Below are 21,049 nucleotides of genomic sequence, written 5' to 3'. Positions count from 1 at the left end.
ACCTACGCCGATGGTGTCCCTGGAGACATAACGACAATCACAACCTGACGAGAATCGACCATGACAACCATTAAAAAGCGCTCCGGCGCACGTTCTCTCTTCGGTCGTCGAGCCGCGCTCGGCGCTCTGATCCTGACGCCGGCCCTGGGCTTCACCCTGGGGGCCTCCAGCCCGGCCCAGGCCGACCATGACGTCAAGCTGGGCCTGATGCTGCCGTACTCCGGTACCTACGCGGCCCTTGGTGAATCCATCACCAATGGGCTCAAGCTTGCCATCGAGCAGGAGGGCGGAAGCCTCGGTGGCCACGGCGTTGAATACGTGGCCCTGGATTCCGAAGCCAACCCCTCCAAGGCGCCCCAGAACATGAGTCGCCTGGTCAAGGGCGACGGTGTCGATGTGGTCATCGGTCCGGTCCACTCAGGCGTTGCCATGGGCATGCTGCGGGTGGCCAAGCAGACCGGCGCGATCACCATCATTCCCAACGCCGGGCTCGAGGCCGCCACCAACCAGCTGTGCATGCCCAACGTCTTTCGTACCTCGTTCAGCATGTGGCAGAACAGCTACCCCATGGGCCAGGTGGCCTATGACCAGGGCCATCGCAGGATCGTCACCATCACCTGGGACTATGCCGGTGGCAAGGAGGACCTGGCCGGTTTCGAGCAGGCCTTCACCGAGGCCGGCGGCGAGATCGTCGAGCAGATTCTGGTGCCTTTCCCGAGCACCGAGTTCCAGACCTACCTGGCCCAGATCGCCAGCATCGCCCCGGATGCGGTCTACACCTTCTTTGCCGGTGGCGGAGGAGTCGGCTTCGTGCGCGACTACGCCGCGGCCGGGCTCAACGACAGCATTCCGCTGTACGGTTCGGGCTTCTTGACCGACGGCAACCTGGTGGCCCTGGGCGATGCCGCCGACGGCGTGCAGACCACCATGCACTACGCCGAGACCCTCGACACTCCGCAGAACCAGGCCTTTGTCGCCGCCTATCAGGAGGCCTACGGCGAGATCCCGGACACCTACGCGGTGCAGGGCTATGACGCCGGCAAGATGCTGGCCCAGGCCTACGGCGCGATCGACGGCGAGCCGACCCGGGAGGCGCTGATCGCCGCGCTCGGCTCGGTGCAGCTCGACAGCCCGCGCGGACCGGTGAGCTTCTCCGAGTCCCACCACCCGATCCAGAACGTCTACCTGCGCGAGGTCAAGGACGGTGAGCACCACGTCACCGCCATCGCAAGCCCGCAGCTGGAAGTTCCCGACAGCGCCTGCCCGATGAAGAGCTGAGCCCAGCAGGCGGCCGCGCGAGCTTGCGTACTGCCGCCTGCTTGCCCTCATCCAGACGAGGAGAACGACGATGGATCTTGCCTTCTTCGGGGTACAGCTGCTCAACGGCCTGCAATACGGCCTGCTGCTGTTCCTTATTGCCAGTGGCCTGACGCTGATCTTCGGCATCATGGGCATCATCAACCTGGCCCATGGCGCCATGTACATGATCGGCGCCTACCTGGCCTTCGACCTGACCCAGCGGCTCGGCAATTTCTGGCTGGCCATCCTGATCGCGGTACCCATCGCGGTGCTGCTTGGCCTGGTCATCGAGCGACTGTTTCTGGACACCCTGTACAAGCGTGACCACCTCTACCAGGTGCTGCTGACCTTCGGCCTGATCCTGGTGCTCAACGAGGCCCAGCGCATCATCTGGGGCGGTGACGTGCACTCGGTGGCGCTGCCGGCGCCGTTCGACGGCTCCATCGCGCTGACCGACAACCTGCAGTACCCGGTCTATCGGCTGTTCGTCGCGGCGGTATGCCTGGCGCTGGCCGGCGCCATCTACTGGGTCATTCGCCACACTCGGCTGGGCATTGTCATCCGCGCCGGTGCCGTCAACCGCGAGATGGTCGAGGGCCTTGGCATCAATATCCGCACCCTGTTCACCCTGATCTTCAGCGTCGGCGTGGCGCTGTCGGCCTTCGCCGGGATGATGGCGGCGCCGCTGTCGTCGATCACCCCGGGGATGGGGGATTCCATCCTGATCACCTGCTTTGTGGTGGTGGTCATCGGCGGCATCGGCTCGATCAAGGGGGCCTTCTTCGGTGCCCTGTTGATCGGCATGGCCGAGACCTTCGGTCCGGTGCTGATTCCGAGCCTCGCCAGCATGCTGATCTACCTGATCATGGCGCTGGTGCTGTTGATCAAGCCGCGTGGGCTGTTCGCCTGACGCCGGCACACCCTGACACGACCTTGACGGGCGAGTATCCGCCCGGAGGAGAGGGACCATGTTGCACCGTTATCCCAAGCGCGTGACGTTTCTGCTGCTGGCGGGACTTGCGCTGTTGATCGCCTATCCGGCCTGGGGGTCGGCCCTGTTCGGGGAGTCCAGCGCCTTCTTCATGGAGAAGCTGACTCTGATGCTGATCTTTGCCCTGTTCGCCGTCAGCCTCGATCTGCTGGTGGGTATTCTTGGCCTGGTGAGCCTGGGCCATGCGCTGTTCTTTGGCCTTGGCGCCTATACCCTGGCCATGGCCAGCCCTGACTTCAGTCCGGCCTCGCTGTGGTGGATGCTGCCGCTGGTGATGCTGGTCACCGGAGCGGTGGCGGCCATCGTCGGCGTGCTGGTGCTGCGCACCAAGGGCATCTTCTTCATCATGACCACCCTGGCCTTTGGCCAGATGCTCTTCTACACCGTCAGCACATCCAGCATGACCGGCGGTACCGATGGGGTCTTCATCATGTTCAGGCCGAGCCTCGCCATGGGCGAGACGCCCCTTGTCGATCTCGACAATCCGCTGACCTTCTTCTACTTCTGCCTGGCGCTATTGGTGGCGGTCTATCTTATCCTGCGCGCCCTGACCCGTTCCCACTTTGGCCAGGTGCTCGATGGCATCCACGACAACGAGCACCGCATGCAGGCGCTGGGCTACGCCACCACCGGCTACAAGCTGATCGCCTTCGTGGTGTCGGCGATGATCGCCGGTGTCGCCGGCATGCTGGCGGCGATGCAGTACGGCTTCGCCAATCCCGCGCAACTTGGCTGGCACCACTCCGGCGAGGTGCTGATGATGGTGATCCTTGGTGGCATGGGCACCATCTTTGGGCCGATCCTCGGCGCTTTCGCCTATGAACTGCTGCTGTACTTCTATGAGCACCTGACCAACCACTGGCCGATCCTGATGGGGATGACCATCATCGTCGCGGTGCTGGTGCTGCCCCGAGGCATCGCCGGGCTACTGCTCGATCCGCCAGGACGCAAGACGTCGCTGTTCGGGCGCTGGAGCGCGGCCAGAGATGCCCAGCAGGCAGAACGTGTCGCCTCGGCGCAGGCGTCGGCGGGCAAGTCCGCCGGGGAGGTGTCGTCATGAGCAGCATGCTGTCGACCCGCGGCCTGACCCGCAGCTTCGGAGGCCTGCTGGCGGTCAATGACGTGGACTTTCAGGTCGAGCGTGGCGAGATTCACGCCATCCTGGGACCCAATGGCGCCGGCAAGAGCACCCTGATCAATCTGCTATCCGGGGAGATTCCCCCCACTCGTGGCGAGATCGTCTATCGCGGCAGCGCCATCCAGGGCAAGAAAGCCCACCAGGTCGCGCGACTGGGTATCGGGCGCAGTCACCAGAAGACCAATATCTTTCCGCGCCTGACCTGCCTGCAGAACTGCCAGCTGGCGGCGCGCATTCACCATGGTGGGGTCATCGGCAGCTGGCGCTCGCGCAAGCGCGCCAAGGAAGTGGACGAGCGGGCGCTGGCAGCGCTGGACACCTGTGGCTTGGTGCCCCGCGCCCACACGCTGTCCTCCGGCATGAGCTACGGCGAGCAGCGTCAGCTGCAGATCGCCATGGTGTTGGCCACCCAGCCGCAGCTGATGCTGCTGGATGAACCCATGGCCGGGATGGGCCGCGAGGAAACCGACCAGGTCGCCGATCTGCTCAAGCGGTTGTCCAGCGACTACACCATCGTGCTGATCGAGCACGACATGGACTCGGTGTTCCGCCTGGCCGATCGCATTACCGTGATGGTCGACGGCTGCGTGCTGGAAAGCGGCAGCACCGACAGCATTCGTGCAAGCGACAGCGTGCGCGACGTCTACCTGGGTCGCCATGACTCGGGCCAGGACGACGCCTCTGACGATATCGATGACCGCCCCCACCGCCGCGAGGTAGCGCCATGAACGCCCGTCTTGATCGCACCATGAATGACGCTGGCAGCGGAAGTGGCGCGGACACGATCGACACCAGCGCGCCGTTGATCGATGCCCGTGGCCTGCACACCTTCTATGGCGAAAGTCACGTGCTGCACGGCGTGGACCTCAGCCTGAAGGCCGGCGAGACGCTGAGCCTGCTCGGCCGCAACGGCATGGGCAAGACCACCACCCTGAAGTCGATCCTGGGCTTTGTGCCGCCGCGCCATGGGGAGGTCAGGATCATGGGCGTGGACACCCGTAAGCGGCGGCCTTGGCAGGTGATTCGCCAGGGGATCGGCTATGTGCCGGAGGGGCGGGGCATCTTCCCTGGCCTCAGCGTGCGAGAACACCTGGTAATGGCCGCCCGCACCGGCGTCGATGGCCGCAGCGACTGGGACATCGAGCGGGTGCTGGACACCTTTCCCCGGCTCAAGGAGCGGATCAGCCACGATGGCTCGCTGCTGTCCGGCGGCGAGCAGCAGATGCTGTCGATCGGTCGGGCGCTGATGCTCAATCCCCGGCTGGTGATCCTGGACGAGGCCACCGAAGGGCTGGCGCCGCTGATCCGTGACGAGATCTGGTCGATCATCCGCACCATCAAGGCCTCGGGCATCGCCAGCATCATCGTCGACAAGAACATCGACAACCTGCTTGAGGTGGGCGACCGCCACCTGCTGATCGTCAAGGGCAAGGTGGTGTTCGACGGCAGCAGTCAGGCGCTCAGGGACGACCCCTCGATTCTTGATACCCACCTTGGCGTGGGGTGAGTCGTGCCCATCGCTGGACCATAGGCATAGGACTGTAAGTACAGGACCGTAAGCACAGGACCGTAAAAACAGGATCGTGAGATGAAACGATTTGAACAGAAAGTGATGCTGATCACCGGCGCCGCCCAGGGCATTGGGCGGCGGCTGGCGGAAAGGGCCGCACAAGAGGGCGCCCGCCTGGTGCTGGTGGACCGCGCCGAGCACGTGCATGACGTGGCGGGTGCGCTGGCCGACCAGGGCGCCGAGGCGCTGGCGCTGACGGCCGATCTGGAAACCTGGGACGGTGCCGAGGCCGCCATGGGGGGGGCCATCGAGCGCTTTGGGCGCATCGACGTGCTGGTCAACAACGTCGGTGGCACCATCTGGGCCAAGCCCTACACCCACTACGCGCCGGAGCAGATCGAGGCCGAGGTGCGCCGCTCGCTGTTCCCGACCCTGTGGTGCTGCCGTGCGGCCTTGCCTCATCTGATCGAGAGTGGCGGTAACATCGTCAACGTATCGTCGGTGGCGACGCGGGGCGTCAACCGAGTGCCTTACGCCTCGGCCAAGGGTGGGGTGAACGCCCTGACCGTGGCGCTGGCCATCGACATGGCCGAGCACGGAGTACGGGTCAATGCCACCGCCCCCGGTGGCACCGAGGCGCCACCGCGGCTGACGCCGCGCAACGCCGAGCCCCAGAGCGAACAGGACGCGCTGTGGTACCAGCAGCTGATCGACCAGACCAAGGCATCCAGCCTGATGCATCGCTACGGCACCCTGGATGAACAGGTGGGGCCGATCCTGTTTCTGGCATCCGATGACGCCAGCTACATTACCGGCAGCGTGCTGCCGGTGGCTGGCGGCGACCCAGGCTGATCAAGGAGCCCAACCATGCGCCATCCCTCTGCTGATACCGGAAACGACCGGGCCAGCACTTCCTGGCTAGGTTCCCTGGCGCGGGATCTGTCGCTGTCGGCGGTGACGGCGGGCTTTGTGGCGGTACTGATTTCCTATTCAGGGCCGCTGGCGATCTTCTTTCAGGCCGGGGCAGCGGCGGACATTTCCCCCGCCATGATGACCTCCTGGGTGTGGGCCATCTCGCTGGGGGCGGCGGTCTCCGGCATCGTACTGAGCCTGTGGCTCAGGGTGCCGGTGGTGACCGCCTGGTCGGCGCCGGGCACGGCGTTGCTGGTCAGCCTGTTTCCCGAATTGTCCCTGGGCGAGGCGGTGGGGGCCTACCTGAGCGCGGCGGTACTGATGCTGGCCATCGGCATCAGCGGCAGCTTCGACCGGCTGATGGCGCTGATTCCCAAGGGCGTGGCCGCCGGAATGATGGCCGGCATCCTGTTCCAGTTCGGGCTGGACGCCTTTGCGGCCATCGAGACGTCGCCGTCGCTTGCCCTCGGCATGCTGGTGGCCTATCTGCTGTTCAAGCGCGTGGCGCCGCGCTACTGCCTGATCCTGTTGCTGGTCACCGGTATTGTGCTGGCCGTGCTGCTGGAAGGTGCCAGCCTGGCTGGCGTCGGCCTGCACCTGGCGGTGCCGGTGTGGATCACCCCGGAATGGAGCCTCGCCAGCACCCTGAGCCTGGCGCTGCCGCTGGTGGTGGTCAGCCTGACCGGCCAGTTTTTGCCAGGCATGGCGATTCTGCAGGGGGCGGGCTATGACACCGAGGCCAGACCAATACTGACGGTGGCGGGCGTGACGTCTCTGGCGACCGCATGCTTTGGCGGTATTTCCACCGTGGTCGCCGCCATCACCGCCGCGCTGTGCACCGGCAAGGAGGCCCACGAGGACCCGGGACGGCGCTATGTGGCGGGGGTCGCCAATGGTGTCTTCTACCTGGTCGGCGGGCTGTTCGCCGGTACCATCGTGGCGCTGTTCAGCTCGCTGCCGGGGGCCTTCGTGGCGGTGCTGGCAGGGCTTGCGCTGATTGCTGCGATCGTCAGCAACCTGGCTGCCATGATCGCCGCCGATGATCACCGCGAGGCCTCTGTGATCGCCTTTATGGTCACCGCCTCAGGCATGAGCCTGTTCGGACTGGGCGCGGCCTTCTGGGGCGTGGTGATCGGCGGCGTTGCGGTGAAGCTGTTGCATGGCGCAGGTAGCAAGAGCTGAGACCTGCCCGCAAAGATCAGCGTCACATGTCTGGTACCTCTGGCCGGGGGTGCCGGCCCCCGCATGCAGCTAGGGTTGTTGTACGGGGCAGCCAAGTGGCCGACTCTCACCGGTGTGGCGGGCAACGATTCCCCGCTGCGTTTGTGTTCGCAGCACCAGGATGACGTCATGCAGCGCTATTCACGATGTTCCCTTGCCTGCCATTCTCTGGCGGCGTTGATCCTTGTCGCATTCGGCGTCGTCTATCTTTCGCGCAGTGAATTTATGCCTTACCACGCGGCGGCCATGGGGTCGGATTGGGTGTCGGTGGACGGCGGGACCCAGCAGGTGCTGCTGGCGTTGATGCGCGCCCTTGGCGGTGCTTGCCTTGGCGTGGCGGTATTGGTGGGCACCCTGTTGTGGGGGCCCTTCCGCCGGGGAGAACGCTGGGCAACCCTGGCGATACCCATGGCAGGGCTGCTGCTGTGCGCCACTTCGCTGTATGCCCAGCTTGGGGTGGCTCTGAAGACCGCCGCCTCTCCGCCGATGTTGCCGGTGCTGGTCGCCGGGGCGCTTCTGTTGGTGGGGCTGCTGATGTCACTGCGACATGGCGGAACCCAACTTGCACCCAAACCCAGACCCGATGAATAGCGCCAGATGCTCTAGCGGTGAAGGAGACCGCCTGCTCGAGCAGGGCGAATGTGGCTGGCGATGACGTCCTCGCGTACCGCTGCCTGAGGGTCCTCGATGGCCGCGAACAGCAGTTCCATCGCGCGGCGCCCGGCCAGGGATGGGTCGGTGGCGGTGGTGGTGATCTCGATGTCGAAGATCTCGCTATAGGGGAGGGTATCGATGCCGAGGACCTTGGTGTCACGGTACGACCAACCGGCGTCGTGGAGGGCGCTGAGCGCCCCCAGGGTCATCAATTGGTTGAGCCCTATCAATGCCTCCGGGAGGCCGTGGTTGGCCAGGTGTTCGGCGACCGCACGATAGGCGGGTTCGGCGGTGTAGTCTCCCTCACGGGGATCCAGTGACAGCGGCCGCCCGGCCTGACGGTAGGCCTGCTGGATGCCGTCCAGACGCTGCTGGGTGATACGCGAATTGAACGGTCCGGTCACCACCAGCGCCCGCTGGATATCGAGGTCCAGCATGGCCGATCCGATCAGTCGCCCTGAGGTGGGGTTGTCGAGCACCACCCGGGAAAAATCCTCCACCGGCAGCACGCGATCCAGCATGACCACGGGCAGACCGGTGTCACGCAGGCTATCGATGTAGACGGGCCGGTAGTCGATGGCGTCCGATACCGGAGACAGAATGATGCCGGCCACCTGATAGCTCAGCAGGGTCGCGATGGCGGAGGCTTCTACCTCGGCGGAGCCGTCGGTATCCATCAGCAGGATGTCATAGCCCTGGCGCTTGGCATCGCGAGAGATGGCCTTGATCGCCTCACTGTAGAAGGGATTGTCGATACTGGCCGCGACAACGCCGATCAGCCGGCTCTGACTGCTCCTGAGCTGGCTGGCGAAGGCGTTGGGCACATAGCCCAGTTGACGAGCCGCCTGCAGGATGCGCTCGCGAGTTTCGGGCTTGACCTTGTCAGGCTGGTTGAAGGCCCGGGACACGGTGATGTGGGTCAACCCGACCTGCCGAGCGATGTCGGTGATGGTGATATTGCCTTTACGCTTCATGATGGCGCCAATGGTCTCCAGGCACAGGGTGGGCTACATGAGCCGGTGTCGTCAGGGACAGGGCTGGCTAACGGTACCACACCCCTGTCCTGGGCCCTGCCTGTCGGGCGAAGGCGTCTCGCCTGACACGTCGCTCGAGGTTAATGGCAGGTGTAGCCTCCGTCGATGGGCAGACTGATGCCAGAGATCATTGCGGCTGCGTCAGACAGCAGAAAGGCCACCGGCAAGGCGACCTCGCGCGGAGTGGCGAAACGCCGAAGTGGAATGGCAGCGAGCATCGGGTCGCGCTTCTCCGGGGCCGACCAGGCCATCTCCGCCATGGGGGTCAGGGTCACTGTGGGGTTGACGCTGTTGACGCGAATGCCCTGGGGTCCCCATTCGAGGCAGAGCACGCGGGTCATCGCGTCCATGGCGGCCTTGGACGCGCAGTATCCCAGGTGTTCACTGAGAGCGACGCTGGCCGCCTGGCTCGAGACATTGACAATGCTGCCCGCGGTGGCGTCGGCGATCATGCGCTTGGCGCACTCTCTGGTTACCACAGCGCAGGCGGTGACATTGGTGGCGAGGATGCGCTGGATGTCGTCGGCCTTGGCCTCCAGCGCCGTGTCCAGTATCGATATTCCCGCACAGTTGACCAGGCCATCGAGTGGCGGCAGCTCCGCTATCGCTGCGCTGACGGCGTCTTCGTCGGTGATGTCCACGGGCACGGCGGTGGCATTGAGCTCGCAGGCCAGTGCCGTCAGGCGTGTCTGGTCGCGGCCGATCAATATCGGCTGGCCACCCAACTCGTGAATGACGCGAGCGATATCGACACCAATGCCACTGCTGGCGCCGGTCACGACGATACGACGATGATCCAGACGAAAGGGCAGGCGATCAGCTGTCATCGAGAGGGCTCCTCCAGAGATGAAGAACGTAGGGCATCGAGTCGGTGCATCAAGGGGGCGAGGCTCGGATAGAGGTCGCGGTAGATACCGTAGAGGACGTCGTAGCGTGACATGGCCTGGGCGTCGGGCTGCGCGCGGGGGACAAGCGTCGGTCGGTGGCAGGATGGCTCCAATGACAGGAGGTCCACGTGCTGTCCCGCCAGCAGGGCGGCCCCGAACGCGGCTTCAACATCGTCACGATAGGTGAAGACCTCGCGTCCGGTGACGTCGGCGATTATCTGCATCCATAGATCGGAGTGCGTGACACCCCCCACCACGATCAGTCCGGGGGCCAGCGACGCATCCATGGTCGCGGCGGCTTCCATATTGTGGCGCAGGGCATAGGCCACCCCCTCGAGTACCGCGCGGTAGAGGTGCTGGCGGCGGTGGGTCAAGTTGAGCCCGAAAAAGGCGGCGCTGGCCCGCGCATCCCACAGCGGACTGCGCTCCCCCATGAGGTAGGGCAGAAAGACCAGACCATCCGCGCCTGGAGATAGCGCAGCGGCGGCCGGTTCCAGCATGGCATAGGCGGCGTCCGGGTCGTGATCCTCGCCAAACAGGACGTCCAGGCACCAGCTGAGCGAAGCGCCAGCGGTCAGCGCGCCACCGAAGGTGTAGATGTCGCGACTGCCATTGTGCACGTGGGGCATGCTGACCAGCCCCCGCGTCGGCTCGAGCTGCTGGCGGATGAAGCCCCAGCACATGCTGGTGCCGATCATCGCCACATGGTGGCCGGTGCTGGTGGCGCCCGCGGCCAGTGTGGCCATGGCGGCATCGACGCCGCCTGCCACCACGGGGATGCCCGGCGGCAGTCCAAGCCAGCGGGCGGCGGCCTCTGTCAGTGTTCCGATCGAGGCATCCGAGTCCACCAGCCGCTCAGGCAACTTGTCCAGCTCGATACCCAGGGCCGTGGTCATCTCCTCTGACCAGCAGCGGTTCGCCAGGTCGTAGATGCCGCCAATGTTGCCGGCAGAGCTATGGTCAACGGCGACTTCCCCCGTCAGCAGGTACGCCATGTAGCTATTGGGCGGCAGCAGGTGGCGGGTGTTCGCCCATACCTCGGGGCGATGGCGTTTCAGCCACAGCATCTTGGTAAAGCCGTAGTAGCTGTCGACACCATTGCCGGTGATGGCTTCCAGTCGTTCAAGGTCGATATGCTGCTTGACCCATTGCACCTCGGCCTCGGCGCGTCGGTCCATCCAGATCAGGCAAGGGTGGAGCGGCGTCATGTCGGCGTTGACGGCAATACCGGAGCCCCCGTACAGGCTGCTGATGCACAGCGCCTTGACCGAGTCTGGATCAATGCCCGGCGCCTTCAGACAATCCCGGATGCCGTCGACGATGGCCTGCCACCAGACCTCAGGCCATTGTTCCGCCCAGCGCGGGTAGGGCGTGTCCACGCGATAGCCGTGCTGGCGGGAAGCAAGAATTCGCCCACCTGCATCGATGATCAGTACCTTGGCGCTCTGGGTACCGATATCGATGCCGATCACTGTCTCCATGTCAGCTCCTTGAGAATCTCGAACGTTGTCCCTGGGCCTTGCCGATAAATGGCTGCCACGAGAGCTCAGCGGCAGGGTTCAGGGAGCAAGTAGGACCTTGATCGAGTCGGTGGAGTCAGCGAGCTCAAAGCCCTGTTCAAAGTCATCGAGGGAAAGTCGGTGGGTGACGATGCCCTTTGAGGTGATCCGCCCACGGGCGAACAGGTCGATGGCGATGGGATAGGTGTAGGGCGCCAGGTGTGCACCGCGCACGTCCAGCTCCTTGCGGTCGCCGATGATCGACCAGTCGACGCTGGTTTCCTTGCCGAACACGCTGAATTCGACAAAGCGGCCGAGCTTGCGAATGAGGCTGAGGCCCTGGGTAACGCCGGCGGGGACGCCGGTCGCCTCGATGTAGACATCGCAGCCGTAGCCGTCGGTGGCGGCCTTGACCGTGGCCTCGACATCGTCTCGAGCAGGGTTGAGCACGATGTCGGCACCGAACTGCCTGGCCAGTTCAAGCCGCTCATCGACCATGTCGATCACGATCAGCTTGCGCGGCGTCTTCAGGTGGGCGATCTGGACCATGCCCAGGCCAATGGCGCCGGCGCCGGCAATGACCACCACGTCGTCGAGCTGAATGTCACCGCGGTTGACCGCATGGATGGCGCAGGACATCGGTTCGATAAAGGCGGCATCATCGTCATCCACCTCATCGGGAATACGGTGGACTCGACCAGTGGTGCCGATCTTCAGGTACTCCGCCATGCCACCCTCGGCCACGACACGCTGAAAACCGTGAATGTTGTGGACCTCGCACATCCAGTAGTGCCCTGTTTGGCAGTAGCGGCAGCTGTTGCAGGGCACGATCTGTTCAGCGATGGCGCGGTCGCCCAAGGTCAGTCCAAAGTGCTCCGCAGCGCCCTCGCCCAGCTTCACGACTTCGCCGAAGAACTCATGGCCGGCGGCTACCGGTGCCTTGACCCAGGGATCATCGCCCTCCCAGAACATGGCGGCGCCGGAGCGGCACTTGCAGTCGCTGGCACAGATGCCACAGGCCACGATTTTCAGGATCAATTCGTTGGGGCCCGCCCTTGGCGTATCGCGGGTTTCCAGGCGGTAGTCGTAAGGGGCGTGGCAGACCACCGCCTGCATGGTGGCTTTCATTGGCGTGTCATTGGTGGACATGGGCACTCTCCGAGACAGATGAACGGGGTAGACCGTAGCGGCGCTGGGCAGCGTCAGGGCGTTCGCTTGCGGCTGATGTAGATGGCGAGCAGGATGATCCCGCCCTTGATGACGTTCTGCAGGTAGGGGGATACCCCCATCAGATTGAGGCCGTTGTTGAGGACCCCCAGCAGCATGGCGCCGACCAGGGTGCCGAGGATCATGCCCCGCCCTCCGGTGATGGCCGCACCCCCAAGTACCACCGCGGCGATGGCGTCCAGTTCGAAGCCGACGCCGGCATTGGGCTGCCCGCTCATCAGGCGCGAGGTAAGAATCAGTCCGGCGATGGCGGCGGTGGTACCGCTCAGGGTGTACACCAGCAGCTTGTAGCGCGAGACGCGGATACCGGACAGGCGGGCGGCTTCCTCGTTACCACCGATGGCATAGAGGTAGCGCCCGGTGGCGGTGTGGGACAGCAGCACATAGCCGATGGCGAAGACGACGAGCATGACCAGAATGGGCATCTCCAGTCCTGCGATGGCGCCCCGGCCGAAGAAGGCAAACTCCTGGGGCAGCCCGGAGATCGGGTAGCCCCCGGTGTAGATCAGGGCCAGACCCCGGGCGATGCCCATGGTGGCCAGGGTGACGATGATCGGCGGCATGCCGGCAAAGGCCACGAACAGTCCGTTGATGGCACCAAAGGCGGCACCGATCAGCAGGCCGAGAAGAATGGCCAGACCGGGCGGTACGCCTGCCACCATCAGACCCGCCATGAGGGTACCGGACAGCGCCATCACCGGGCCCACCGACAGGTCGATGCCGCCGGTCAGGATGGCGAGGCTCATGCCGGCCGCCAGAATGGCAATGATCGAGGCCTGACGCGCCAGGTTGAACAGGTTGTTGGAGGTCAGAAAGTTGTCATTGATGACGGCCATGGCGATGAAGACCACGGCAAAGCCAATCAAGGGGTAGAACACGGGAGTACGACGTAGACGGGAGTACCAGCTGGGCGTTGCTGCCGTCGGCATGTCGTGAGAGGAGACGGGCTGGCTCATGCGCTGAGTCCTCCGGTGGCATGGTGCATTATGGTGGGCGCATCGAGCTGCGCTCCGCTCAGGACGGTGGAAATGGCGCCCTGGTAAAACACGGCAGCGCGGTCGCACAAGCCGAGAATTTCGGGCAGTTCAGAGGAAATCATGATGATCGAGACCCCCTCGGCGGTGAGCGCCTTCATCAGGGCGTAGATCTCGGACTTGGCGCCCACATCGATGCCGCGGGTGGGCTCGTCGAAGATCAGCACCTTGCACTGATGGCCCAGCCAGCGGGCGATGACCACCTTCTGCTGGTTGCCGCCACTAAGGTGGCCGGTCTCGGTCTCGATGCTGGGCGCCTTGACCTTGACGCTTTGCATCAGTCGGGAGGCTGCACTGGCCTCATCGCGGTGGCGCAGCAGGCGGGTAGCGCCGCGAAACCGCGCCAGGTTGTTGAGGCTGATGTTGTCGCGACAGGAGAAGGGCAGAATGAGTCCCTGGGTCTTGCGGCTCTCCGGCAACAGCCCGATACCATGTTCCAGTGCCGTGGCCGGATGATCGAAGGTGACCTGTCGTCCCTCCAGCATGATGGCGGCATGGGCTGGGCGGGTTGCTCCCAGCAAGCCCAGGGCGAACTCCGTGCGACCAGAGCCAACGAGACCGGCGAAGCCCAGGATTTCGCCGCGGTGAAGCTGGAGTCGGTGGTCGGGGCCGTCCGGCGTCAGCTTCAGCGACTGCACATCCAGCACGACCTGCGCAAAATCCGCATCGCAGCGTGGGGCGGGAAAAATGTTCTCGACCCGACGGCCGACCATCAATTCGATCAGGTCGTCCACGCTAGTGTCGGCCACCGTCACATCGTCGATCTTCTGCCCATCCCGGAGCACGGTGACCCGGTCGCAGATGGCGAAGATTTCCTCCATGTGGTGGGAAATAAAGGCCATTCCCACCCCCTGGGAGCGAAGCTCTCGCATGATGTCGAAGAGGTGGTCTGCCTCGCTGGGGGTCAGGGTGGCGGTGGGCTCGTCGAGGACCAGTATTCGCGCATCCAGCGACAGTGCCTTGGCAATTTCGATAAATTGCTGATCGGCAATGCTGAGCTCGGAAATCGGGCAGTCCAGGGGGATGGAGACCTTGAGGCGACGAAACAACGCGCCAGCCTTCTCCACCATGGCACGGCGATCGCGCAGACCAAGGCGATTCTTGAGTTCGCGGCCGAGAAAGATGTTGTCGACAGCGTCGAGGTCCGGAATCAGGCTGAATTCCTGGAAGATGATCCCGACCCCTGCGTTTAGCGCATCCTGATAGCCTGAAAAGTGTCGCACGCTGCCGTCGATGACGATGTCACCCTGATCCGGCTGGTGAATGCCACACAGGATCTTCATCAAGGTCGACTTTCCCGCACCGTTTTCGCCAAGCAAGGCCAGAACTTCACCGGCATGGATGTCGAGTGACACGTCGTCCAGGGCACGGACCCCGGGAAAGGATTTCGAAATATGTCGCAGTGACAGGAGTGACGTCATGAGGCGTTCCCGGTGATGCCGAGGGCGGACGCCCTGGCATGCACCTGTGCTCGATGAGAAGACGATGGGAGCAGGAGCGAGCGGCTTGGGTCGATCCTGCACGCCAGTTACGGCAGCGCCGCCGGGGCGCTGCGCCGGGGGTTACCAGTGGAAGTCGCCCGCCAGGCTGCGGTCGATCAGCTCGACATCGATCGGGATTTCTTCGGGGGCGGTGCTGGCTCCCCAGTGCTTGGCGAGACCCAGTCCAAGGCCGAGGCGGACCATGTCACGGGGATACTGGGCAGAGGTGGCGATGAAGGAGGAATCCGCTTTCTGGATTTCGGCAACCGCTTCGGGATGGCCGTCGACGCTGACGAGCTTGATATCGTTGCCGCTCGAGTCAATGGCGATCAGCGCGCCCAGTGCTCCGATATCATTGACGCTGAAGATACCGTCGAGGTCGGGGTGGGCCTGGATCAGGTTTTCGGTGACCGTCATGGCATGGGTGCGCTCCTGACGGCCATTCTGCTTGTCGATGATCTCGATCCCCGGGTGTTCACCCAAGGCTGCGGTGCACCCTTCGATGCGCTGCAGGATGGGGACCACGGGAATGCCGTCCAGCAGCGCCACCTGGCCTTCACCGCCCAGTTCTGTTGCCAGGTAGTCACACGCCTTGTAACCCGCGTCGTAGTTCTTGGAGCCGACAAAACCGTCGATAGGGCCATTGGCCTGGGCATCAATGGCGACGACGGTGACGCCCGCCTGCTGTGCGGAAATCACCGCGGTTTCGACGCCCACGGAGTCGGTGGGGTTGAGCAGCAGAATATCGATCCCTCGCTGCACCATATCCTCGACGTCGTTCACCTGCTTGGCCACATCATGGCGGGCATCGGTGATGATCAGTTCCGCGCCCATGCTCGAGGCAGCCTGCTCCAGGGATTCCTGCATCGTCACAAAGTACTGATTGTTCAATTCTTGAAAGGACATGCCGATCTTCAGCGGCTCCTGCGCCAGGGCAGAGCCCGAAACAACAAGGGTCGTGAGTGCAGCTGACAGCGTGAGGCAGCGGGTGTGGAGAGTGGCGGCCATGGTGAGATCCTGTGTTGTTATTTGCGTGGCTAGGTGCACGAATCATCACGACGTTTCCCATGCTGTGAGGTCATGATGAGGCGGTCATTAGTGCTGGTCGGTGATTCATTGCGATCTTTGATGTTCACGTGAACATAATCGCAAGCTAGTAGAGGCTGTGTAGGCGGTCAATGGGGGTTCGACTAAGGTTTATACGCTGTCGATTCAGCCATTGATCATGGGCTAAAGGGCGCTAATTCAAGGGGATATACAAGAGTGGTTGACGATATCCGAGGCGGAGTCAGGCGTGTGTAGATGCTGATTTGGCACATAATTAGGAAAGTACTGCCGTCATGTCTGCGCGCAAGATTCGTTGCGTTGCGCGCTTTCCGAATGCCTCACCTATACCGCTTAGGCACCGGCTTCCACGCTTCGCTCGCCTGGCGTCTCATTGCGCTCTGCTGATGTCTTCAGCGCTTGCTCAGATCATCAATGACATCGAGAAAGCGGGGCATGGAACCTTCGCGCAGCCGCCGATGGCGCGCTTGACTGCTGTGTCATTCTTTAGTTGACGAGGGCGAAGAGGGTGTTGCCCGGCTTGATGACACCGACTAGTTTTATAATATGTATGATGTATTGCGACGGTGGTCTTAGCGTCCTTCAATGTGGGCATCGCCGATGCATCGTGGCACTCCCCTGCGGTGACCGCTGTGCTCCTGCCGCAGGGCTCTTTTCGTGCAGGAGGCACAAGATGTCTGTTATTACGTCGGTGGTCGTGACTCCTATCGCCTTTCGCGATCCACCCTTGCTGAATGCCAGCGGTATTCATGAACCCTGGGCGCTCAGGTCCATCATCGAGGTGGTGACGGAGAGTGGTGTGTGTGGCATCTCCGAGTCGTATGGGGACGAGCAGACGCTGTCACAGCTCAACAAGGTCGCCCCGCTGTTGGTGGGGCTCGATGTCTTTCACTGCAACAGACTGCTGGAGACGGTCCGCCAGACCGTCGGTGAGACGGTGACGGAAGGAGGGATCGAGCTGGCGCCAGGGACTAACCAGTCCACCACTGTGCCACGGGTCTTTGCTGCCTTTGAGGTGGCCTTTCTGGATGCTGTCGGCAAGCTGACGGGACGCAGTGTCTGTGACCTGCTCGGCGGTAAGGTGCGCGATGCGGTGCCCTTCAGTGCGTATCTTTTCTACAAGTACGAACGGCATGGCTTCACCGAGGACCCCTGGCAAGACCGCTGGGGAGAGGTGCTGACGCCGGCAGATGTGGTCCGCTGCGCGCGGCAGATGATCGACCAGTACGGCTTTCAGTCGATCAAGCTGAAGGCTGGCGTCTTTGAACCTCAGCAGGAACTTGAGGCGATGAGGGCTCTGGCTGAGGCGTTCCCCGGCTATCCGCTGCGCATCGACCCTAATGGTAACTGGTCAGCAGAGACCACAAAGCGTTGGCTTCCAGAAATGACAGGGCTACTTCAGTATCTGGAAGACCCCGCACCGGGCAAGGATGCCATGGCGGAGGTCAACCAGGTGTCGGACATTCCGCTGGCCACCAACATGTGCGTTATCGGTTTCTTTGATCTGCCCGAGGCGCTGCGCAAGGGATCGGTGGATGTGGTTCTCTCGGATCATCACTACTGGGGTGGGCTGCAGGCCACTCGAGATCTGGCCAGGATCTGCGAGACCTGGGGGTTGGGCCTGTCGATGCATTCGAATTCGCATCTTGGCATCAGCCTGATGGCCATGGCCCATGCCGCTGCCGCGATCGATAACCTTTCCTATGCCTGTGATACCCACTACCCGTGGCAGGAAGAAGAAGTGATCGTCGGAGGCAAGATCGCCTTTGATCGCGGTAGTGTGGCGATACCAGATGCTCCTGGGCTGGGGGTGGAGCTGGACCGCGAGGCATTGGCGCGACTGGCGGATAACTATCGTCATTGCGGCATTCGTTCACGCAACGACGTGGCGGAGATGCAGAAGTACGATCCTCGATGGACGGGCGCCACCCCCCGCTTTTGATGCGGCCCTGGGGGGCCACACGACATGAGCGCGCCCCGCGAGACGGCTCTCGCGGGGCGCGCTGGTAGCCGGCGCTCGACGACGCCTGCCGTCGAGCGTGGTTGCCGTCCTCAGGGAAACACTGCATAAATTACTGCGCTCGACATCTCGGCTGCTGGCGGTACTCAAGATCCTCATTTAACCACTTGTAAACTCCGGTCTTTCCGTTCCGGCAGTCGCCGATCTGCCATCGCTCGCTACGTTTACTCAGCGCTTCCTCAGGCGTCGGCCTTGGCCTTTCTCGCCTTGCGTGCCGGTGCCTTGTCTGCCTGATTCTTGGAGGCAGGTGCACTGGGGACCGCTGCGTCGGCCTTGGGCTCCTCGCGCTTCTTGATCACGGTGGTGCCGGCGAAGGTCTCACCCTCCACGTAGACCTCACCGTAGTAGGAGGCCCGCAGCACTTCCTTGAGTTCGCTGATCAAGGGGTAGCGCGGGTTGGCGCCGGTGCACTGATCATCGAAGGCTTCTTCCGCGACTTCATCGAGCTTGGCCAGGAAATCCGCTTCGGCTATCCCTGCGTCCTTGATCGAGGCGGGGATATTCAGGTCGCGCTTGAGCTCGTCGAGCCAGTTGATCAGCCGCTCGACCTTCTGGGCGGTGCGGTCTCCGGCCTGTGACAGTCCCAGGTGATCGGCGACCTCGGCATAGCGACAGCGCGCCTTGGGCCGGTCGTACTGTGAGAAGGCGGTCTGCTTGGTCGGGTTGTCGTTGGCGTTGAAGCGCACCACGTTGGTGATCAGCAGCGCATTGGCCAGACCATGGGGCAGGTGGAACACCGCGCCGAGCTTGTGGGCCATGGAGTGACACACGCCCAGGAAGGCGTTGGCGAAGGCCATGCCGGCGATGCTGGCGGCGCTATGCACCTTCTCGCGAGCGACGGCGTTGCGCTCGCCTTCACGGTAGCTGACCGGCAGGTACTGCTTGAGCAGCTTCAGCGCCTGCAGGGCCTGGCCATCGGAGAATTCATTGGCCAGCACCGAGACGTAGGCTTCTAGCGCGTGGGTCACCGCGTCGTAGCCGCCGAAGGCGGTCAGCGACTTCGGCATCTTCATCACCAGGTTGGCGTCGACAATGGCCATGTTCGGGGTCAGCTGATAGTCCGCCAGCGGGTACTTGATCCCTGTCTTGTCGTCGGTGACCACGGCGAAAGGCGTCACCTCGGAGCCGGTGCCCGAGGTGGTGGGAATGCACACCAGGCTGGCCTTTTCGCCCATGGTGGGGAACTGGTAGATGCGCTTTCTGATGTCCATGAAGCGCATGGCCAGTTCCTCAAAGTGCACCTCCGGGTGCTCGTACTTGACCCACATGATCTTGGCGGCGTCCATCGGTGAGCCGCCACCGAGGGCCAGGATCACGTCCGGTTGGAAGCTGGCCATGGCCTCGGCGCCCTTGTCTACGATGGACAGGGTGGGGTCGGCCTCGACGTCACAGAAGGTGTGGACCTCCATGCCCTGGGCCTTGAGCAGCGCGGTCAGTTCATCGACGTAGCCGTTGTTGAACAGGAAACGGTCGGTGACGATGAAAGCTCGCTGCTTGTCCTTGAGGTCGGTCAGGGCCACCGACAGGCTGCCGCGACGGAAGTAGATCGACTCGGGGAGCTTGTGCCACAGCATGTTTTCCGCCCGGTTGGCCACCGTCTTGGTGTTGATCAGGTGCTTGGGACCGACGTTCTCCGAGATGGAGTTGCCACCCCAGGAGCCGCAGCCCAGCGTCAGCGACGGTGCCATGTCGAAGTTGTACATGTCACCGATGCCACCGTGGGAGGTGGGGATGTTGATCAGGATGCGTGCGGTCTTGAGGCGGTCGCCAAAGTAGCGAATGCGCTCCTTCTGGGTGTCCTGATCGGTGTACAGGCCCGAGGTATGGCCGATGCCGCCGAACTCGACCATGGTGCAGGCCTGGTCCACGGCGTCCTCGAAGGAGCTGGCACGGTACATGCCAAGGGTCGGCGATAGCTTCTCGTGGGCGAAGGCGTCGTCGATATCGACCCGTGGGCCCTCACCGATCAGAATCTTGGTATCGGCGGGCACCTGGATGCCGGCAAGCCCGGCGATGGTGACCGCCGACTGGCCGACGATGGCAGCGTTGAGGTGGCCATTCTTCAACAGGATCTGGCGCACCTGGTTCGCTTCGGTAGGTGACAGCAGGTAGGCGTTGTGGGAAGCAAAGCGCTCGCGCACCTCGCTGTAGACCTCGTCCAGCACGATCACCGCCTGCTCCGAGGCACACACCACGCCATTGTCGAAGGTCTTCGACATCAGCACCGAGGCCACCGCCCGCTTGATGTCGGCGGTCTCATCGATGATCACCGGCACGTTGCCGGCGCCCACGCCAATGGCCGGCTTGCCGGAGGAGTAGGCCGCCTTGACCATGCCGGGTCCACCGGTGGCCAGGATCAGGTTGATGCCTTCGTGCTGCATCAGGGCTTCCGAGAGTTCCACCGAAGGCTGGTCGATCCAGCCGATGATGTCCTTGGGCGCCCCTGCCGCCACCGCTGCCTCCAGCACCAGCCTGGCCGCTGCATTGGTGCAGTGACGGGCCCTGGGGTGGGGCGAGAAGATGATGCCGTTGCGGGTCTTCAGCGAAATCAGCGCCTTGAAGATGGCAGTGGAGGTCGGGTTGGTGGTAGGCACGATGCCGCAGATCAGGCCCACCGGCTCGGCGATGGTCATGGTGCCGGCCTCGTCGTGGGTGGCGATCACACCGCAGGTCTTGTCGTCCTTGTACTTGTTGTAGATGAACTCCGAGGCAAAGTGGTTCTTGATCACCTTGTCTTCGAGCACGCCCATGGCGGTTTCTTCCACCGCCTGGCGGGCCAGCGGAATTCGAGCGTGGTTGGCAGCAAGCGACGCCGCTCGAAAGATCGTGTCGACCTGCTCCTGGGAGAAGCTGGCAAAGACGCGCTGCGCGGCCTTGACCCGTTCCACCAGGGCATCGAGTTCAGCAAGATTGGTAACCGCCATCAGAGGCCTCCAGACAAGAGATAGAAAGACAAAAAGCAACCTGCGAAACCTCCTCCAGCTCCCTGGTTAGGCGTGCCACGGAGGAGGCTTGAAAAGCGGCTTTGTACGTACCTGTCCCCGTCAGTCTATGGCTGTCACGATTCAGCGCTGCTG

General features: G+C 63.4%; 17 protein-coding genes. 9 read left to right on the top strand and 8 right to left on the bottom strand.

Annotated elements, in window-relative coordinates; all coding sequences use genetic code 11:
• Positions 1-60 precede the first annotated feature (60 nt).
• The 8 genes from KUW18_RS15945 (at position 61) to KUW18_RS15910 (ending at position 7,662) form a co-directional block, all read left to right on the top strand.
• The gene (locus KUW18_RS15945; RefSeq protein WP_222561838.1) at positions 61-1,278 is read left to right on the top strand and encodes an ABC transporter substrate-binding protein; all 1,218 of its coding nucleotides are present in this window, start codon (positions 61-63) and stop codon (positions 1,276-1,278) included.
• A gap of 70 nt (positions 1,279-1,348) precedes the next feature.
• The gene (locus KUW18_RS15940) at positions 1,349-2,209 is read left to right on the top strand and encodes a branched-chain amino acid ABC transporter permease (RefSeq protein WP_222238860.1); all 861 of its coding nucleotides are present in this window, start codon (positions 1,349-1,351) and stop codon (positions 2,207-2,209) included.
• Between the two features lie 58 nt (positions 2,210-2,267).
• Positions 2,268-3,350 (top strand): branched-chain amino acid ABC transporter permease, encoded by a 1,083-nt coding sequence (locus KUW18_RS15935; protein WP_222561837.1) that lies wholly within the window; start codon positions 2,268-2,270, stop codon positions 3,348-3,350.
• Positions 3,347-4,156, top strand: a complete 810-nt coding sequence (locus tag KUW18_RS15930; RefSeq protein ID WP_222238862.1) for an ABC transporter ATP-binding protein — start codon at positions 3,347-3,349, stop codon at positions 4,154-4,156. Before KUW18_RS15935 ends, KUW18_RS15930 begins: the two co-directional genes overlap by 4 nt.
• Positions 4,153-4,935, top strand: a complete 783-nt coding sequence (locus KUW18_RS15925) for an ABC transporter ATP-binding protein (protein WP_261317510.1) — start codon at positions 4,153-4,155, stop codon at positions 4,933-4,935. Before KUW18_RS15930 ends, KUW18_RS15925 begins: the two co-directional genes overlap by 4 nt.
• 81 nt (positions 4,936-5,016) lie before the next feature.
• Positions 5,017-5,790 (top strand): benzoate diol dehydrogenase BenD, encoded by a 774-nt coding sequence (gene benD / locus KUW18_RS15920; RefSeq protein WP_222561836.1) that lies wholly within the window; start codon positions 5,017-5,019, stop codon positions 5,788-5,790.
• 15 nt (positions 5,791-5,805) lie between these two features.
• Entirely contained in the window at positions 5,806-7,032 is a 1,227-nt protein-coding gene (locus tag KUW18_RS15915; protein ID WP_222561835.1) for a benzoate/H(+) symporter BenE family transporter, read from the top strand.
• 168 nt (positions 7,033-7,200) lie between these two features.
• Complete coding sequence (locus KUW18_RS15910; protein WP_222561834.1) at positions 7,201-7,662, top strand: hypothetical protein; 462 nt, start codon at positions 7,201-7,203, stop codon at positions 7,660-7,662.
• Positions 7,663-7,673: 11 nt separating this feature from the next.
• On the opposite strand, the gene KUW18_RS15905 is transcribed toward KUW18_RS15910, so the two are convergent.
• The 7 genes from KUW18_RS15905 to KUW18_RS15875 all read right to left on the bottom strand — a co-directional run bounded on the left by KUW18_RS15905 (position 7,674) and on the right by KUW18_RS15875 (position 15,895).
• Entirely contained in the window at positions 7,674-8,699 is a 1,026-nt protein-coding gene (locus tag KUW18_RS15905; protein WP_222561833.1) for a LacI family DNA-binding transcriptional regulator, read from the bottom strand.
• A gap of 140 nt (positions 8,700-8,839) precedes the next feature.
• Positions 8,840-9,586, bottom strand: a complete 747-nt coding sequence (locus KUW18_RS15900; RefSeq protein ID WP_222561832.1) for an SDR family oxidoreductase — start codon at positions 9,584-9,586, stop codon at positions 8,840-8,842.
• Positions 9,583-11,127 carry an FGGY-family carbohydrate kinase gene (locus KUW18_RS15895; protein ID WP_222561831.1) on the bottom strand — a complete coding sequence of 515 codons (1,545 nt, stop codon included), beginning with the start codon at positions 11,125-11,127 and terminating at the stop codon, positions 9,583-9,585. The genes KUW18_RS15900 and KUW18_RS15895 overlap by 4 nt, the downstream gene beginning before the upstream one ends.
• Positions 11,128-11,205: 78 nt before the next feature.
• Positions 11,206-12,294, bottom strand: a complete 1,089-nt coding sequence (locus KUW18_RS15890; RefSeq protein ID WP_261396727.1) for a zinc-binding dehydrogenase — start codon at positions 12,292-12,294, stop codon at positions 11,206-11,208.
• Positions 12,295-12,347: 53 nt separating this feature from the next.
• A complete protein-coding gene (locus KUW18_RS15885; protein ID WP_222561830.1) occupies positions 12,348-13,328 on the bottom strand; it encodes an ABC transporter permease in 981 nt (326 codons plus the stop codon).
• Positions 13,325-14,827, bottom strand: coding sequence for a sugar ABC transporter ATP-binding protein (locus tag KUW18_RS15880; RefSeq protein WP_222561829.1), 1,503 nt, complete (start codon positions 14,825-14,827; stop codon positions 13,325-13,327). The genes KUW18_RS15885 and KUW18_RS15880 overlap by 4 nt, the downstream gene beginning before the upstream one ends.
• Positions 14,828-14,968: 141 nt before the next feature.
• On the bottom strand, positions 14,969-15,895 hold the full coding sequence (locus KUW18_RS15875) for an ABC transporter substrate-binding protein (RefSeq protein ID WP_222238873.1): 927 nt from the start codon (positions 15,893-15,895) through the stop codon (positions 14,969-14,971).
• Positions 15,896-16,625: 730 nt separating this feature from the next.
• On the opposite strand from KUW18_RS15875, the gene KUW18_RS15870 reads away from it, so the two are divergent.
• Complete coding sequence (locus KUW18_RS15870) at positions 16,626-17,894, top strand: glucarate dehydratase family protein (RefSeq protein WP_222561828.1); 1,269 nt, start codon at positions 16,626-16,628, stop codon at positions 17,892-17,894.
• Positions 17,895-18,151: 257 nt separating this feature from the next.
• On the opposite strand, the gene adhE is transcribed toward KUW18_RS15870, so the two are convergent.
• Positions 18,152-20,896, bottom strand: coding sequence for a bifunctional acetaldehyde-CoA/alcohol dehydrogenase (gene adhE, locus KUW18_RS15865; protein WP_222561827.1), 2,745 nt, complete (start codon positions 20,894-20,896; stop codon positions 18,152-18,154).
• Positions 20,897-21,049: the final 153 nt, after the last annotated feature.

The organism is Halomonas sp. DP5Y7-2 (assembly GCF_019802025.1).
Classification (GTDB): Bacteria; Pseudomonadota; Gammaproteobacteria; order Pseudomonadales; family Halomonadaceae; genus Halomonas; species Halomonas litopenaei_A.
Note: the sequence above shows the minus strand (reverse complement) of the source record. Positions and strands in the feature narration are given on the sequence as shown.

Coding starts and splice junctions, on each gene's coding strand:
- KUW18_RS15890 (WP_261396727.1), bottom strand. CDS start 12,294: ATGTCCACCAATGACACGCCAATGAAAGCCACCATGCAGGCGGTGGTC.
- KUW18_RS15895 (WP_222561831.1), bottom strand. CDS start 11,127: ATGGAGACAGTGATCGGCATCGATATCGGTACCCAGAGCGCCAAGGTA.
- KUW18_RS15910 (WP_222561834.1), top strand. CDS start 7,201: ATGCAGCGCTATTCACGATGTTCCCTTGCCTGCCATTCTCTGGCGGCG.
- benD (WP_222561836.1), top strand. CDS start 5,017: ATGAAACGATTTGAACAGAAAGTGATGCTGATCACCGGCGCCGCCCAG.
- KUW18_RS15885 (WP_222561830.1), bottom strand. CDS start 13,328: ATGAGCCAGCCCGTCTCCTCTCACGACATGCCGACGGCAGCAACGCCC.
- adhE (WP_222561827.1), bottom strand. CDS start 20,896: ATGGCGGTTACCAATCTTGCTGAACTCGATGCCCTGGTGGAACGGGTC.
- KUW18_RS15940 (WP_222238860.1), top strand. CDS start 1,349: ATGGATCTTGCCTTCTTCGGGGTACAGCTGCTCAACGGCCTGCAATAC.
- KUW18_RS15915 (WP_222561835.1), top strand. CDS start 5,806: ATGCGCCATCCCTCTGCTGATACCGGAAACGACCGGGCCAGCACTTCC.
- KUW18_RS15880 (WP_222561829.1), bottom strand. CDS start 14,827: ATGACGTCACTCCTGTCACTGCGACATATTTCGAAATCCTTTCCCGGG.
- KUW18_RS15875 (WP_222238873.1), bottom strand. CDS start 15,895: ATGGCCGCCACTCTCCACACCCGCTGCCTCACGCTGTCAGCTGCACTC.
- KUW18_RS15905 (WP_222561833.1), bottom strand. CDS start 8,699: ATGAAGCGTAAAGGCAATATCACCATCACCGACATCGCTCGGCAGGTC.
- KUW18_RS15900 (WP_222561832.1), bottom strand. CDS start 9,586: ATGACAGCTGATCGCCTGCCCTTTCGTCTGGATCATCGTCGTATCGTC.
- KUW18_RS15925 (WP_261317510.1), top strand. CDS start 4,153: ATGAACGCCCGTCTTGATCGCACCATGAATGACGCTGGCAGCGGAAGT.
- KUW18_RS15870 (WP_222561828.1), top strand. CDS start 16,626: ATGTCTGTTATTACGTCGGTGGTCGTGACTCCTATCGCCTTTCGCGAT.
- KUW18_RS15935 (WP_222561837.1), top strand. CDS start 2,268: ATGTTGCACCGTTATCCCAAGCGCGTGACGTTTCTGCTGCTGGCGGGA.
- KUW18_RS15930 (WP_222238862.1), top strand. CDS start 3,347: ATGAGCAGCATGCTGTCGACCCGCGGCCTGACCCGCAGCTTCGGAGGC.
- KUW18_RS15945 (WP_222561838.1), top strand. CDS start 61: ATGACAACCATTAAAAAGCGCTCCGGCGCACGTTCTCTCTTCGGTCGT.